Origin of the sequence: Micromonospora sp. AB353 (genome assembly GCF_049538395.1) — a bacterium.
Lineage (GTDB): Bacteria > Actinomycetota > Actinomycetes > Mycobacteriales > Micromonosporaceae > Micromonospora > Micromonospora aurantiaca.
The window spans coordinates 41,746-55,583 of the sequence record NZ_JBMVFV010000001.1 but is presented as its reverse complement, the minus strand read 5'-3'; the positions used below and the strand labels follow the sequence as shown (position 1 = coordinate 55,583).

Genomic DNA, 13,838 nt, shown 5'->3' with positions numbered 1-13,838 from the left:
CCCGGATCCCGGGGTGGCCGGCGCTCGGCGTCTCGCCCGGTCAGCCGATCGGCTCCCGCTGCCGCCACGCCGCCCGCACCGAGGTCCGCCCGTTGGTGCGCAGCAGCGAACCCTCGTAGATCCGCGCCCCGGCGAGCAGGAACCCGGCCGCCGCGAGCAGCAGCAGCGCCAGCGACACGATCGGCTCCCACGGCGCGGCGTCGCCGGTGAACAGCCGTACCGGCATCGCTGTGGGCGCGGAGATCGGCAGGTACGACAGGATCCGCATCGCGGCGGCGTTGTCGTTGAGGAAGATCACCGCGAAGAACGGCGCCATCACCGCGAGCTGCACCGGGGTGGACGCCCCGGCGATGTCCTCCTGCCGGTTCACCAGCGCACCGGCTGCGGCCCACATGGCCGCCAGCAGCAGGAAGCCGCAGAGGAAGAACGGTACGAACCAGCCGATCGCGGGCGCGATCAGGCCCAGCAGGTCACCGCCGTCGGTCAGGCGCATGCCGATCAGCGCGACTGCCGCGATCAGCGTGATCTGCCCGAGCGCCAGCGCGCCCGCGGCGAGGATCTTGCCGGCCAGCAGCGCCCGGGCCGGCACGGCGGCGACCAGGATCTCCACGATCCGGGTCTGCTTCTCCTCGGTGACGCTCTGCGCGATCTGCAACCCGAACGTCTGGGACATGAAGAAGAAGACGAACGCGAAGGCGAACGGCACCAGGTACGCGACGAGCGGGTCCACCGCGTCCGGGTCCAGCAGCTTCACCTGCGGGGCCGCGCTGAGCGCGGAGACCACGTCGTCCGGGGCCCGCTCGTCGGCGACCACCAGCGGACCGGCCACCACCGCGGCGTCCGCGTCGCCGTCGCGTACCGCCTGCTCGGCGGCGCCGTCGTCGGCGACGAGCATGACGTCCAGCCCGGCCGCGCGCAGCGGTTCGGCGCCGGCCGCGGTCACCGCCACCGTGGACGGACCGCTGCTCATCAACGCCGGCACGACGGTGGCGACGACGGCGAGCAGCAGGAAGACCAGCGTGCTGTAGAGGAACGTCTTGTCGCGGACCTTGACCTTGATCTCGCGGGCCGCGACCAGCCGGGTGGCCTGGAACGTGTTCACTGGTTGACCTCTCGGAAGATCTCGGCGAGGGACGGGGTGACCGGGCCGAACGCGCGCACCGGGCCGCGGTCCAGCGCCGCGCGCAGCACCGACTGGGCGTCGGCGGGCGGATCCACCTCGAACACGGCGCGCGCGCCGTCGAGGTCGACCAGCCGCACGCCGGGCTGGTCGCGCAGCCAGCCGGCGTCGCCGTCCACCACGAGCGAGAACCGGGGCAACGTGTACGCGGCGCGCAGCTCCTCGCGGGCCCCGGCGGCCCGGATCGTGCCGCCCGCGATGAGCACCAGGTCGTCGCAGAGCCGCTCGACCACGTCGAGCTGGTGGCTGGAGAACAGCACCGGCGCTCCGGCGGCGGCACGTTCCCGCAGCACGGCGACCACCATGTCGACGGCGAGCGGGTCGAGCCCGGAGAACGGCTCGTCCAGGATCAGCACCTCCGGGTCGTGCACCAGCGCGGCGGCGATCTGCGCGCGCTGCTGGTTACCGAGCGACAGCGTCTCCAGCAGGTCGTCGGCCCGCTCGCCGAGACCGACCCGCTCCAGCAGCGCGTCAGTACGCCGGCGCGCCCCGGCGGCGTCCAGCCCGTACAGCCGGCCGAGGTGGACCACCTGCTCGCGGGGCGTCATCTTCGGGTAGAGGCCGCGTTCCTCGGGCATGTAGCCGAACCGGGCCCGGGCCTCGCGGGTGAGCGGTAGCCCCCGCCACGTCACCTGCCCGGCGTCCGGGGCGAGCACGCCGAGGACGATCCGCATGGTGGTGGTCTTGCCGGCGCCGTTGCCGCCGACGAATCCGGTCATGCGCCCGGCGGTCACGTCGAAGGAGACGTCTTTGAGCACCTGACGGCCGCCGAAGCTGCGGTCGACGCCGTCGAGGCGGAGCACGCTGGTCATGATCCCGACGCTACGGCCGGCCGTCGTTTCCGTCGTCCCACCACGGAGCGATCATCGGGTCCGTCGCGCGGCGGACGGCCTCATCCGCCGGGCCGGACCACCCCGTGCTCGTACGCGAACACCACCGCCTGGACCCGGTCGCGCAGCCCGAGCTTGGCCAGCACGCGGCTGACGTGGGTCTTCACCGTCGCCTCGCCGACGTGCAGCACGTCCGCTATCTCGGCGTTGCTGGCCCCGCGCGCCACCAGTTCCAGCACCTCCCGCTCGCGCGGCGTCAGGTCCGCGGTCGCCGCGTCGTGCCGCGGGTCCGGCGGTACCGCGCCGGGCCGGGCGAACGTGGAGATCACCCGCCGGGTGAGCGCCGGCGCGATCAGTCCCTCTCCGCGCGCCACCACCCGCACCGCCTCGATCAGGTCCTCCGGGGTGCCGTTCTTGAGCAGGAAGCCGCTCGCCCCGGCGCGCAGCGCGGCGAACAGGTAGTCGTCGTGGTCGAACGTGGTGAGGATCAGCACCGCCGGGCCGCCCGGCGTCGCGTCGGCGGTGATCCGGCGGGTGGCCTCCAGCCCGTCCAGCACCGGCATCTCCACGTCCATCAGCACCACGTCCGGCCGCAGCGCGGCCGCCATCGACACGGCGCGCTGCCCGTCGGCGGCCTCGCCGACCACCTCGATGTCGTCCTCGACCTCCAGGATGACCCGGAACCCGGTCCGGACCAGGTGCTGGTCGTCGACGAGCAGCACCCGTACCGGGGCGGTCACGCCGCCCGCCCGGTGGCCTCGACCGGCAGCGGCATGCGCGCCCGGACCCGGAACCCGCCGCCGGGGCGCGGCCCGGCCTCCACCTCACCACCGTGCGCGGCGACCCGCTCCCGCATGCCGATCAGGCCGAGCCCGGCCCCGGCAGCCGGTACGGCGCCGTGTCCGTCGTCGCTCACGTCGATCTCCAGGTCCCTCGCCAGATAGCGGATCCGCACGTCCAGCGTGGTGGCGTGGGCGTGCTTGACCACGTTCGTCACCGCCTCCTGCACGATCCGGTACGCCGCCTGCGACACCGAGCGCGGCAGCGGCACCGGTTCCCCGTACACCCCGAGGTCGGCCCGCAGGCCGGTCTCCCGGGCCCGGTCGACGAGCGTACGGACGTCGTCGATGCCGGCGATGTCCTCCGGCGCGGCGGCCGCGCCGGCAGCGGCGTCCGGGTCGCGCAGCACGCCGAGCATCCGGCGCAGCTCGTCGACCGAGGTGCGGGCGGTCTCCTCGATCGCGGCCAGCGCGGTACGCGCCTTGTCCCGGTCGCGGTCGAACACGCGCCGGCACGCGGCGGCCTGCACGCCCATCACCGACACGTGGTGGGCGACCACGTCGTGCAGTTCGCGGGCGATGCGGACCCGCTCGCCCATCACCGCGCGCTCGCGCGCCTCGACCTGGGAGCGGCGCAGTTGCTCGGCCTGTTCCCGCAGCTCGTGCCGGCGGCGCGCGGCCACCCAGGAGGTCTGGCCGGAGTAGTAGGCGAACCCGAAGAACAGCACGTTGTAGAAGACGCCGTTCACGATGGCGGCGAGCACCGGCGGCACCGGGCCGGCGGCGTCGGCGAAGGAGGCCGCCGAGATCTGGTCGGCCCGCAGCGCGAGGGACAGCGCGAGCCAGCCGAACATCGCCACGATGATGCCGGCCCGCAGCCGCCCGGCCAGCCGCCGGTCGGCGCCCCACGCGCCGAGCGTGAAGAGGGCGGCGAACAGCGCACCCGACGGGAGCTGGGCGAGCGGGACCGCCCGCGCCTGCCCCGCGACGAAGGCGATGGAGATCACCACGGCGACGGCGGCGGGCCAGCGCCGCCGTACGGCCAGCGGGGCGGTCACCGCGACCGTCCACCCGACCTGCTCGGCGACGCTCGGCGGCGGCCCGAGCAGGAAGGCCCCGGTGCTGTACGCCAGCGTCAGCTCGAACAGGGCCAGCACGCTGACCGCGAGCCCGATCCAGAGGTCGGCGCGCAACTGCGCGGCCGTGGGGGCCGGCCGGCGCCAGGCGGTGGTGGGTGCGGTGCTCACCGTACGACCATGCCACCGCTGCCGCCGATGCGGTGCCCGGGGCGTAAACGGGTGGGCCGGACGACAGTGGCGGCATAGCCTGCCGGGGTGTTCGTGCCCGATCTGCCGTTGCGCACCGAGCGCCTGCTGCTGCGCGCCTTCTCCGCCGGCGACCTCGCCGTGGTCCGGGACTACCGGGGCCGCCCGGAGGTGACCCGCTACCTCTACCACCAGCCGTACGACGACGCCGCCGCCCGGGCCGCGATCGACCGGATGGTCCGGCGGACCGCGCTGCGCGCCCCCGGCGACGTGCTCAACCTGGCGGTGACGCTGGCGGACACCGGGGAGTTCGTCGGCGACGTGCTGCTGAGCTGGACCAGCGGGGAGCACCGGCAGGGCGAGATCGGGTACGTGGCGCACCCCGCGCACACCGGTCGCGGGTACGTCACCGAGGCGGCCCGGGAGCTGCTGCGGATCGGCTTCGACGGGCTCGGGCTGCACCGGATCGTGGGCCGGCTGGACGCGCGCAACACCGCGTCGGGGCGGGTGCTGGAACGGCTGGGCATGCGCCGGGAGGCGCACCTGCGGGAGAACGAGTTCGTCAAGGGGGAGTGGACCGACGAGGTGGTGTACGCGCTGCTGGCCCGGGAGTGGCGCGCGGCGGCCTGACTGCCCGCGTACCCGAAAGGCCCGGCACGCCCTCGACGGGGCGTGCCGGGCCTTTCGGGGCTCAGGCGGCGCGGCGGGCCTTGACCGCGCTGTCGATCAGGTCCCAGACCGCGACCAGCACGACCACCACGGCGGTCACCCGGGTGACCTGGTCGATGCCGCCCTCGCGCAGCCAGGCGAACCGCTCGACCAGCTCCGGGTTGAGCAGCCGGTCGGTGAACAGCAGCCAGAGCACCGGCGCCGTGAACGCGGCGTTGAGCACCGCGTTCATCGCCACCAGCGGCCAGGTCCACCGGCCGGAGCGGTACTTGGCGATCTCCAGGCCGACGGTGGCCAGCACCACCACGATCAGGGCCGGCAGCCAGAAGCTCCAGAGCGCCGGGTCGAGCACCGGCATCCGGGAGCCGTCGTCGGTGGTCCAGCGCTGGAAGTGCTGGCCGATCAGAGCACCGACGGTGGCGAGCAGGAACACCACCGAGGCGATGCTGTCGGATTGGCTGATCTGCCGCTCCCGGCTCTCATCGGGGAGCTGGTCGACGGTCCACTCGGGCAGGCCGAGCGGGGTCCGGGTGCGTTCCAGCACGGCGAACACCAGCGTGACCCAGAACGCGATCTGTACCGCGGTCTGCATCGCGGCCACGACCGCCGCGCCGACGGCCGCGCCCGGCTCGTCGTCGAACAGCGCCTTGACGAGGCCGGCGAGCACACCGACGATGGCCGGGATGTACGTGAGCAGCTGCCGCAGCAGCCGCCACCAGAGCAGGTAGTAGCGCGGGCCGATGAGTTGCAGGGTGCGGTCGCTGTAGCGGGCCGCGAGCTTCTCCGGGTGGCCCAGCTCGGTGAGCACCTCGCGCTCGGCGGAGGCGTGGTCCTGCCCGCCCGAGGTGCGGTCGTCGATCATGTCGGCGATGGAGCCGCGCAGTTCCTCGGCGAGTTCGAGGCGGCGTTGCGCGGGCACGGCCCGCAGGGTGGCGGCGACGTAACGGTCGGTCAGGGAACTCATCGTTCCGCTCCTTCGATCAGGTCGGTGACGGACGTCCGCACCGCGGTCATGTCGTCGAGCAGGCGGTTCAGGACGGCCTCGCCGTCGTCGCTGGTCCGGTAGAACTTGCGCGGCCGGCTCTCCTCGGTGTTCCACTCGCTGGTCAGCAGGCCCTGGTCCTCGAGCCGGCGCAGCAGCGGGTAGAGCGTGTTGGCGTCGACCGCGAAGCCGTGCGCGGCCAGCCGTTGCAGCAGGGCGTATCCGTAGTCGGGGCGGCGCAGGGCGACCAGGCTGGCCACCACGACCGTGCCGCGCCGTAGCTCCTGGAGGTGGGTCCGGAGGACCTCGTCGCTGACCATGTCCAACACGATAGTGTGTGCCACACACTATTGCAATGGCGAAGAACATCGCGTGCCGCACACCGGCTGGTGGGAGAGACCCGGACCACCCTCGGTGTGGACGGTGGAGCCCGCACGAGCACCTCGGTAGGGTGGGTCGGTCGACTCCGACGCAGCTTGATCCACAACCCGGGGGGCGCCACGCATGGGCGATTCGTTCGCGCATCTGCACGTACACACCGAGTACTCGATGCTCGACGGGGCGGCCCGGCTCAAGGACCTCTTCGCCGAGGCGGCGCGGCTCGGCATGCCGGCGGTGGCGATCACCGACCACGGCAACATGCACGGCGCGAACGACTTCTACAAGCAGGCCATGGACGCCGGGGTGAAGCCCATCCTCGGCGTCGAGGCGTACGTCGCACCGGAGTCGCGCTTCCACAAGGCCCGGGTCAAGTGGGGGCGCCCCGAGCAGAAGAGCGACGACGTCTCCGGCAACGGCGCGATCACCCACATGACCATGTGGGCGGCCAACCGCGACGGCCTGCACAACCTGTTCAAGCTCAACTCCCGCGCCTCCATGGAGGGCCACTACGTCAAGTGGCCCCGGATGGACATGGAGCTGATCGCCGAGCACGCCCAGGGCATCATGGCCACCACCGGCTGCCCGTCCGGCGCGGTGCAGACCCGGCTGCGGCTGGGCCAGTTCGACGAGGCGCTCAAGGTCGCCGCCGCGTACCAGGACATCTTCGGCAAGGACAACTACTTCCTGGAGATCATGGACCACGGCCTCGACATCGAGCGCCGGGTCCGCGACGGGCTCACCGAGATCGCCCGCAAGCTCGACATCCCGCCGGTGGTCACGAACGACTCGCACTACACCCACGAGGCGCAGGCCGAGGCGCACGACGTGCTGCTCTGCGTCCAGACCGGCAGCAACGTGGCCGACCCGAACCGGTTCCGGTTCGAGGGCGGCGGCTACTTCGTCAAGTCCGCCGACCAGATGCGCGCCGTCGACTCCTCCGAGCTGTGGCAGCAGGGCTGCCGCAACACGCTGCTGGTGGCCGAGAAGGTCGACCCGGCCGGCATGTTCACGTTCCACAACCTGATGCCGCGGTTCCCGATCCCCGAGGGCGAGACCGAGGAGTCCTGGTTCCGCAAGGAGACCTTCGCCGGGCTGAAGCGCCGCTTCCCGAACGGCATCCCCGAGGGCCACGTCGTCCAGGCCGAGTACGAGCTGGGCGTCATCATCCAGATGGGCTTCCCGTCGTACTTCCTCGTGGTCGCCGACTTCATCCAGTGGGCCAAGAGCCAGGGCATCGCGGTCGGCCCGGGGCGTGGCTCGGCGGCCGGCTCGCTCGTCGCGTACGCGCTGGGCATCACCGACCTCGACCCGATCCCGCACGGCCTGATCTTCGAGCGGTTCCTCAACCCCGAGCGCGTCTCCATGCCCGATGTCGACATCGACTTCGACGAGCGCCGGCGCGGTGAGGTCATCAAGTACGTGACCGACAAGTGGGGCGAGGACAAGGTCGCGCAGATCGCCACGTTCGGCACGATCAAGGCGAAGGCCGCGATCAAGGACTCGGCCCGCGTGCTCGGCTACCCGTACGCGGTCGGCGACCGGATCACCAAGGCCATGCCCCCGGCGGTGATGGGCAAGGACATCCCGCTGTCCGGCATCTTCGACCCGAAGCACCCCCGCTACGCCGAGGCGGGCGAGATCCGCGGCCTCTACGAGTCCGACCCGGACGTCAAGAAGGTCATCGAGACCGCCAAGGGCATCGAGGGCCTGATCCGGCAGACCGGTGTGCACGCCGCCGGCGTCATCATGTCCGCCGAGCCGATCATCGAGCACATCCCGCTGATGCGGCGCGACTCCGACGGCGTCATCATCACGCAGTTCGACTACCCGACCTGCGAGTCGCTCGGGCTGCTGAAGATGGACTTCCTCGGCCTGCGCAACCTGACGATCATCGACGACGCGGTGAAGAACATCCAGCTCAACCACGGCCGGGAGCTGGACCTGCTCGGCCTGCCGCTTGATGACAAACCGGCGTACGAGTTGCTGGCCCGCGGTGACACGCTCGGCGTGTTCCAGCTCGACGGCGGGCCGATGCGCTCGCTGCTGCGGTTGATGAAGCCGGACAACTTCGAGGACATCTCCGCCGTCCTGGCGCTCTACCGGCCCGGCCCGATGGGCGTGGACTCGCACACCAACTACGCGCTGCGCAAGAACGGCCTCCAGGAGATCACCCCGATCCACCCGGAGCTGGAGGAGCCGCTGCGCGAGATCCTCGCGCCCACGTACGGCCTGATCGTCTACCAGGAGCAGGTGCAGCGCGCCGCGCAGATCCTCGCCGGCTACACGCTCGGCCAGGCGGACCTGCTGCGCCGGGCGATGGGCAAGAAGAAGAAGGAGATCCTCGACAAGGAGTTCATCCCGTTCCGGGACGGCTGCCGCGAGCGCGGCTACTCCGACGAGGCCATCCAGGCCGTGTGGGACGTGCTGGTGCCGTTCGCCGGCTACGCGTTCAACAAGGCCCACTCCGCCGCGTACGGCCTGGTCTCCTACTGGACCGCATACCTCAAGGCGCACTACCCGGCCGAGTACATGGCCGCCTTGCTCACCTCGGTCGGTGACGACAAGGACAAGATGGCCATGTACCTGTCCGAGTGCCGCCGGATGCGCATCCAGGTGCTCCCGCCGGACGTCAACACCTCGGCCGGGCCGTTCACGCCGGTCGGCAAGGAGATCCGCTTCGGTCTCGGCGCGGTACGCAACGTCGGCGCGAACGTGGTCGCCTCGATCATGCGGTGCCGCGAGGAGAAGGGCGACTACGCCGACTTCTACGACTTCCTGTCCAAGGTCGACGCCGTGGTCTGCAACAAGAAGACCATCGAATCGCTGATCAAGGCCGGGGCGTTCGACGCGCTCGGCCACCCGCGCAAGGGCCTGCTCGCCGTGCACGCCGACGCCATCGACGCGTACGCCGACGTCAAGCGCAAGGAGGCGGTCGGCCAGTACGACCTGTTCGGTGCCGGCTTCGGCGAGGCGGAGACCGGCGGCACCACCACAGTCATGCCGGTCATCGGCGAGGGGGAGTGGGACAAGCGCGACAAGCTCGCCTTCGAGCGCGAGATGCTCGGCCTGTACGTCTCCGACCACCCGCTGTTCGGCCTGGAACACGTGCTCGGTGCCGCCGCCGACACCACGATCGCCGCGCTGTCCGAGGAGGGCACGGTGCCCGACGGCGCGGTGGTCACCCTGGCCGGCATCCTCTCCGGCGTGCAGCGCCGGGTCACCAAGCAGGGCCGGGCCTGGGCGTCGGCCACCCTCGAAGACCTCGCCGGCGGCGTGGAGACGCTGTTCTTCCCGAACACGTACGAGGTGATCGGGCAGTACATCGCCGAGGACGCCATCGTGGTGGTGAAGGGCCGGGTGGACCGGCGCGACGACACCCCGCGCATCATGGCGATGGACATGTCCATGCCGGACGTCACCAGCAACCCGGCGAACAAGCCGGTCACGCTGACCATCCCGGTGCACCGGTGCACGCCGCCGCTCGTGGAACGGCTCAAGGAGACGCTCGTGCTGCACCCCGGCGACACCGAGGTGCACGTCAAGCTGCTCAACGGCGGCAAGGTCACCACGCTGCGCCTCGGCCCGTTCCGGGTCGCGCCGACCACCGCGTTGATGGGTGACCTGAAGAGCGTGCTCGGCCCGGCCAACGTGAGCTGACCGGACCGGGCGCGCCGACGCGGAGAGCTAGACGCGGGTGACGCGGATGGCGTCGGCGATCACGTACCCGGTGCTGCCGGACCATCTGCTGACACCCACCTTGTTGGCGTCCCCGGCGGCCAGGGTGAAGGTGCCCAGTGAACGCCACGCGCCGCCGCTCGCCGTCTGGTTCACCGCTACCGTCTGGTTGCCGCTGGTGGTCGCCACGATGTACGGCGTGCTGGTGTTGTAGCCGGCGACGGCCGGATACCAGACCTCCACCCGGTAGGTAGCGGTCGCCGGGATGTTCACCTTGTACCAGGCGGTGTCGCTGGCCGCGACGGGGTTGGCGTACCGGTAGTCGGCGCCGTAGCGCTGCGCCGAGTACGTCGAGGTGCCCCAGTTGGCGCTCGCGGTGAACCGGCCGGCGGTGGTGTTGTCCACGATGGTCGACCAGGCGGTCGGCGGGGGCGTGGTGCCGCCGGTGACGAGCTGCATGTAGTAGGTCCAGTTCCAGTTCGACCCCGGGTCGGTGTGCGTGGCGCCCGGCACCTGGTTGTGCCCGATGATGGTGGTGCGGGTCTTCGGGATGCTGAAGACTTCCTTCAGAGAGGCGGCGTGCCCGGCGGGCGCGAGCTGTCCCCGTACCGTCGCGGTGTTGCCCGGCGGGCCACGGCCGGGCAGCATCGGGCGGATGCCGCCCACCGACCTGCTGCGCCTCCGTGACCTGGTGCCCGAGTTCCTGGCCGGCGCCGAGTGGATCGCGCCGTCGTGGTCCTCCCGGTATCTGGCCGGGCATCCGGACGTGGTCCGGGCGCTGCGCCGCGACGGCGACTGGTCCGACGCCGCGGGCGTGGCCGCCGCCCTGGACGGGCTCCGCGACCGCGCCGCCGACCTGGCCGCGCGAGCCGAGACGGTACGCGCGCTGCTGCCCGGCGGCGTCGCGGCGGTGGCGGACGCGCTCGGCTGGTCCGGCGACGGCGGGCCGGTCGAGTGCGTGGTGCTGGTCGGGCTGAACCAGGCCAACGGCTGGGCCGGCGAGCTGAACGGCGGGTACGCGCTCTTCCTCGCCGTGGAACAGCTCGGGCCGCCGGAGGACGTCGAGATGCTGGTGCGGCACGAGGCCGCGCACGTGGTGCACGACCGCGGCGCCGCGATCCGGGACTGGCCCGAGTACGGGGTGGCGAACGCGCTGTTCACCGAAGGACTCGCCACCCAGGTCACGGCGGAGCTGGACCCCGGCCGGCCGGACGAGGAGTACCTGTGGTTCGGCCGTCCCGGCCACCGGCGGTGGCTCGACGAGTGCCGCCGCCGATGGCCGGAGATCCTGCGGCGGGTCCGCGCCGACGTCGACGCCACCGACGCGGCGCACCACGCCCCGTACTTCCTGATGCGGGACTCGCCGCTGGCCGGCGGCCTGCCGAAGCGTTGCGGCTACCTCGTCGGCCTGACCGCGGTCCGGCACCTCCGCCGCCACCACACCCTGCGCGACCTGGCTACCTGGCCCCTGCCCCGAGTCCGAGCGGAGATGGCCGCCGCACTGCCCGACCTCCCCCCACCACCCTGACCCCCCGCGCTCTCCCCGCGTCGATCATGAAGTTGGCGGCGACAAATCGGACCGCGGTCACCGCTAACTTCATGATCGACGGAGCTGGCGCGCCCGCCGCGCGATCTTGCAGTTTCGGCCCTGCGGTTTGGGGTTTTGCACGATTTGCCGGGGCTGAAAGTGCACGATCGCCGAGGGCGGGGGAGCGAGAGCGGGGGTGGGCCACGGGGGTGGGATTGGCGGTGTCGGGGTGGGGCGGGGGTGATTAGCGTCGGTGGCATGGAGCTGGAGCAGGCGCAGAAGTTGTGGCAGCCGGAACCGGGCTGGTTGAACACCGCCACCTACGGGCTGCCGCCCGAGCCGGTGTGGGACGCCGTGCAGCAGGTGCTCGCCGACTGGCGGACCGGGCGGGTGTCGTTCGAGGTGTGGGACGAGTCGGTGGACCGGTCCCGGGCCGCGTTCGCCCGGCTGACCGGTGTGGACGTCGCCGACGTGAGCATCGGTTCCGCCGTGTCGCAACTGGTCGCGCCGATCGCGGCGAGCCTGCCGGAGGGCGCGACGGTGGTGGTGCCCGAGAGCGAGTTCACCTCGATCCTGTTCCCCTGGCTGGTGCAGCGGGAGCGGGGCGTGCGGGTCCGCACCGTGCCGCTGGACGGCCTGGTCGACGCGATCGACGCCGGCACCGACCTGGTGGCGTTCAGCGTGGTGCAGTCCGCCGACGGCACCGTGACCCCGTACGACGAGATCGTCGCGGCGGCCCGGGCGCACGGCGCCGTCGTGGTGGTCGACGCCACGCAGGCGTGCGGGTGGCTGCCGTTCGCCGCGGACCGCGCGGACGCGGTGGTGGTGGGGGCGTACAAGTGGCTGATGGCGCCGCGCGGCTCGGCGTTCGCCTACCTGGCGCCGGAACTGCGCGAGCGGATCCGTCCGGATGCGGCCGGGTGGTACGCCGGCCAGGACCCGCACGCCTCCTACTACGGGACGCCGCTGCGCCTGGCCGAGGACGCCCGGCGGTTCGACATCTCCCCGTCCTGGCTGTGCTACGTCGGTGCGGCGCCGGCGCTGGAGCTTCTCGCCGACCTCGACCCGGAGGCGGTGCGCGCGTACGACGTGGGGCTGGCCAACCGGTTCCTGACCGGGCTGGGTCGGCCGCCGGGTGACAGCGCGATCGTCAGCGTGGACGTGCCGGACGCGCAGGAACGGCTGGCCCGCGCCGGGGTGCGCGCGGCGGTCCGGGCGGGCCGGGTCCGCGCCTCGTTCCACCTCTACACGACCGAGGAGGACGTGGACCGGGCGGTCGAGGCGCTGACCGGCTGACCGCTCAGGCCAGGTGCCCGCCGATCTTCGTGTAGCCGCGCAGCAGATCCCGGGAGATGATCAGCCGCTGCATCTCGTCGGTGCCCTCGAAGATCCGGTACAGCCGGACCTGCCGGTACCAGCGTTCGATCGGCAGCTCCCGGGTGTAGCCCATGCCGCCGTGGATCTGGAGCACCCGGTCGACCACCCGGTTGACCATGCCGGCGCCGTAGAGCTTGCCCATCGAGGAGGCGTGCCGGGGGTCGAGGCCCTGGTCGACGGTCCAGGCCGAGCGCAGGATCAGCCAGCGGGCCGCCTCCAGCTCGGTCTCCGAGTCGGCGATCATCCACTGGATGGCCTGGTTGGTGGCGATCGGCGCGCCGAACGTCTCGCGCGTGTTGGCGTGGTCGATCGCCATCTGCAGGGCACGCTCGGCGATGCCGACGGCGTGCGACGGGATGGTGTAGCGGCCCTTGCCGATCCACTCCATGCCGAGCGTGAAACCCTGCCCGATCTCGCCGAGGATGTTGCGGTGCGGCACCCGTACGCCGTCGAAGATCAGTGAGGCGGGGCCGCCCTCGCCCATGGTCTGGATGAACTCGGACCGCCAGCCCATCGCGCGGTCCACCAGGAACGCTGTCGCGCCGCCGCGTCGGGCGCCCTTCTCCGGGTCGGTCACCGCGACCACGATGGCGAAGTCGGCGTCGTTGCCGTTGGTGATGAACGTCTTCTCGCCGTCGAGGATCCAGTCGTCGCCGTCGCGGCGGGCCCGCAGCTTGATGTTCGCCGCGTCGGAGCCCGCGCCGGGCTCGGTGATGGCGAAGCAGGAGATCCGCTCGCCCTCGATGGTGGGGATCAGGAACTCGCGCTTCTGCTCCTCGGTGGCGTGGAACAGGATGTTGTCGGCCTCGCCGCCGAAGCGGAACGGCACGAAGCTGCGGCCCAGTTCGGTCCAGATCAGCGACTGCATGACCGCCGGCAGGGCCATCCCGCCGTACTCCTCCGGCGTGGCCAGCCCCCAGAAGCCGAACTTCTTCGCCTTGAGCTGGAGTTCGCGCAGCTCGGAGCGGTCCAGGCCGGGCTGGTGGGCGCGCTCGCGGCGCAGCACCTCCGCCTCCAGCGGCATCACCTCGCGGGTGACGAACGTGCGGACGGTGTCCCGGATCGCGCGTTCCTCGTCGGACAGTGCGAAGTCCACGGTGCCCCCTCAGGTCGACTGGCTCTAAGCTAGCGCTGTAAGTTTTACCGCGTCCAGACCCGATGTCGAAGGGAGG

General features: G+C 71.9%; 11 protein-coding genes and 1 pseudogene. 4 read left to right on the top strand and 8 right to left on the bottom strand.

Annotation, left to right across the window (positions count from 1 at the left end; translation table 11 throughout):
* Nucleotides 1-40 precede the first annotated feature (40 nt).
* The 4 genes from ACPCK6_RS00265 to ACPCK6_RS00250 all read right to left on the bottom strand — a co-directional run bounded on the left by ACPCK6_RS00265 (nucleotide 41) and on the right by ACPCK6_RS00250 (nucleotide 4,036).
* Nucleotides 41-1,102, bottom strand: coding sequence for an ABC transporter permease (locus ACPCK6_RS00265; protein ID WP_396880517.1), 1,062 nt, complete (start codon nucleotides 1,100-1,102; stop codon nucleotides 41-43).
* Entirely contained in the window at nucleotides 1,099-1,992 is an 894-nt protein-coding gene (locus ACPCK6_RS00260; RefSeq protein WP_396880516.1) for an ABC transporter ATP-binding protein, read from the bottom strand. The genes ACPCK6_RS00265 and ACPCK6_RS00260 overlap by 4 nt, the downstream gene beginning before the upstream one ends.
* 80 nt (nucleotides 1,993-2,072) lie before the next feature.
* Nucleotides 2,073-2,750, bottom strand: a complete 678-nt coding sequence (locus ACPCK6_RS00255) for a response regulator (protein ID WP_194802923.1) — start codon at nucleotides 2,748-2,750, stop codon at nucleotides 2,073-2,075.
* Nucleotides 2,747-4,036 carry a sensor histidine kinase gene (locus ACPCK6_RS00250; protein WP_423479980.1) on the bottom strand — a complete coding sequence of 430 codons (1,290 nt, stop codon included), beginning with the start codon at nucleotides 4,034-4,036 and terminating at the stop codon, nucleotides 2,747-2,749. Before ACPCK6_RS00250 ends, ACPCK6_RS00255 begins: the two co-directional genes overlap by 4 nt.
* An 87-nt stretch (nucleotides 4,037-4,123) precedes the next feature.
* Here ACPCK6_RS00250 and ACPCK6_RS00245 point away from each other — a divergent pair, with 87 nt between their 5' ends.
* Nucleotides 4,124-4,684, top strand: coding sequence for a GNAT family N-acetyltransferase (locus tag ACPCK6_RS00245; protein WP_423479979.1), 561 nt, complete (start codon nucleotides 4,124-4,126; stop codon nucleotides 4,682-4,684).
* 61 nt (nucleotides 4,685-4,745) lie between these two features.
* On the opposite strand, the gene ACPCK6_RS00240 is transcribed toward ACPCK6_RS00245, so the two are convergent.
* Together ACPCK6_RS00240 and ACPCK6_RS00235 are read right to left on the bottom strand one after the other, a co-directional pair.
* A complete protein-coding gene (locus tag ACPCK6_RS00240; RefSeq protein ID WP_423479978.1) occupies nucleotides 4,746-5,687 on the bottom strand; it encodes a permease prefix domain 1-containing protein in 942 nt (313 codons plus the stop codon).
* Nucleotides 5,684-6,025, bottom strand: a complete 342-nt coding sequence (locus tag ACPCK6_RS00235; protein ID WP_013474861.1) for a PadR family transcriptional regulator — start codon at nucleotides 6,023-6,025, stop codon at nucleotides 5,684-5,686. Before ACPCK6_RS00235 ends, ACPCK6_RS00240 begins: the two co-directional genes overlap by 4 nt.
* Before the next feature lie 184 nt (nucleotides 6,026-6,209).
* Between ACPCK6_RS00235 and dnaE the strand changes: the two genes are divergently transcribed.
* Nucleotides 6,210-9,743, top strand: coding sequence for a DNA polymerase III subunit alpha (dnaE, locus tag ACPCK6_RS00230; protein ID WP_396880511.1), 3,534 nt, complete (start codon nucleotides 6,210-6,212; stop codon nucleotides 9,741-9,743).
* 27 nt (nucleotides 9,744-9,770) lie between these two features.
* Here the strand turns inward: dnaE and ACPCK6_RS00225 are convergent.
* Nucleotides 9,771-10,184: pseudogene (locus tag ACPCK6_RS00225) on the bottom strand (golvesin C-terminal-like domain-containing protein); the annotation flags it as partial.
* Between the two features lie 232 nt (nucleotides 10,185-10,416).
* Between ACPCK6_RS00225 and ACPCK6_RS00220 the strand changes: the two are divergent.
* A complete protein-coding gene (locus tag ACPCK6_RS00220; protein WP_423479977.1) occupies nucleotides 10,417-11,289 on the top strand; it encodes a DUF2268 domain-containing putative Zn-dependent protease in 873 nt (290 codons plus the stop codon).
* Between the two features lie 258 nt (nucleotides 11,290-11,547).
* On the top strand, nucleotides 11,548-12,585 hold the full coding sequence (locus ACPCK6_RS00215; RefSeq protein WP_423479976.1) for an aminotransferase class V-fold PLP-dependent enzyme: 1,038 nt from the start codon (nucleotides 11,548-11,550) through the stop codon (nucleotides 12,583-12,585).
* 4 nt (nucleotides 12,586-12,589) lie between these two features.
* Here the strand turns inward: ACPCK6_RS00215 and ACPCK6_RS00210 are convergent, their stop codons facing one another.
* Nucleotides 12,590-13,762: an acyl-CoA dehydrogenase family protein gene (locus ACPCK6_RS00210; protein WP_423479975.1), complete on the bottom strand. Its 1,173-nt coding sequence runs from the start codon at nucleotides 13,760-13,762 to the stop codon at nucleotides 12,590-12,592.
* Between the last annotated feature and the right edge of the window lie 76 nt (nucleotides 13,763-13,838).

Excerpts from the sequence above, each read along its gene's own strand:
- ACPCK6_RS00260 (WP_396880516.1), bottom strand. The coding sequence starts at position 1,992 with ATGACCAGCGTGCTCCGCCTCGACGGCGTCGACCGCAGCTTCGGCGGC.
- ACPCK6_RS00240 (WP_423479978.1), bottom strand. The coding sequence starts at position 5,687 with ATGAGTTCCCTGACCGACCGTTACGTCGCCGCCACCCTGCGGGCCGTG.
- ACPCK6_RS00235 (WP_013474861.1), bottom strand. The coding sequence starts at position 6,025 with ATGGTCAGCGACGAGGTCCTCCGGACCCACCTCCAGGAGCTACGGCGC.
- dnaE (WP_396880511.1), top strand. The coding sequence starts at position 6,210 with ATGGGCGATTCGTTCGCGCATCTGCACGTACACACCGAGTACTCGATG.
- ACPCK6_RS00220 (WP_423479977.1), top strand. The coding sequence starts at position 10,417 with ATGCCGCCCACCGACCTGCTGCGCCTCCGTGACCTGGTGCCCGAGTTC.
- ACPCK6_RS00215 (WP_423479976.1), top strand. The coding sequence starts at position 11,548 with ATGGAGCTGGAGCAGGCGCAGAAGTTGTGGCAGCCGGAACCGGGCTGG.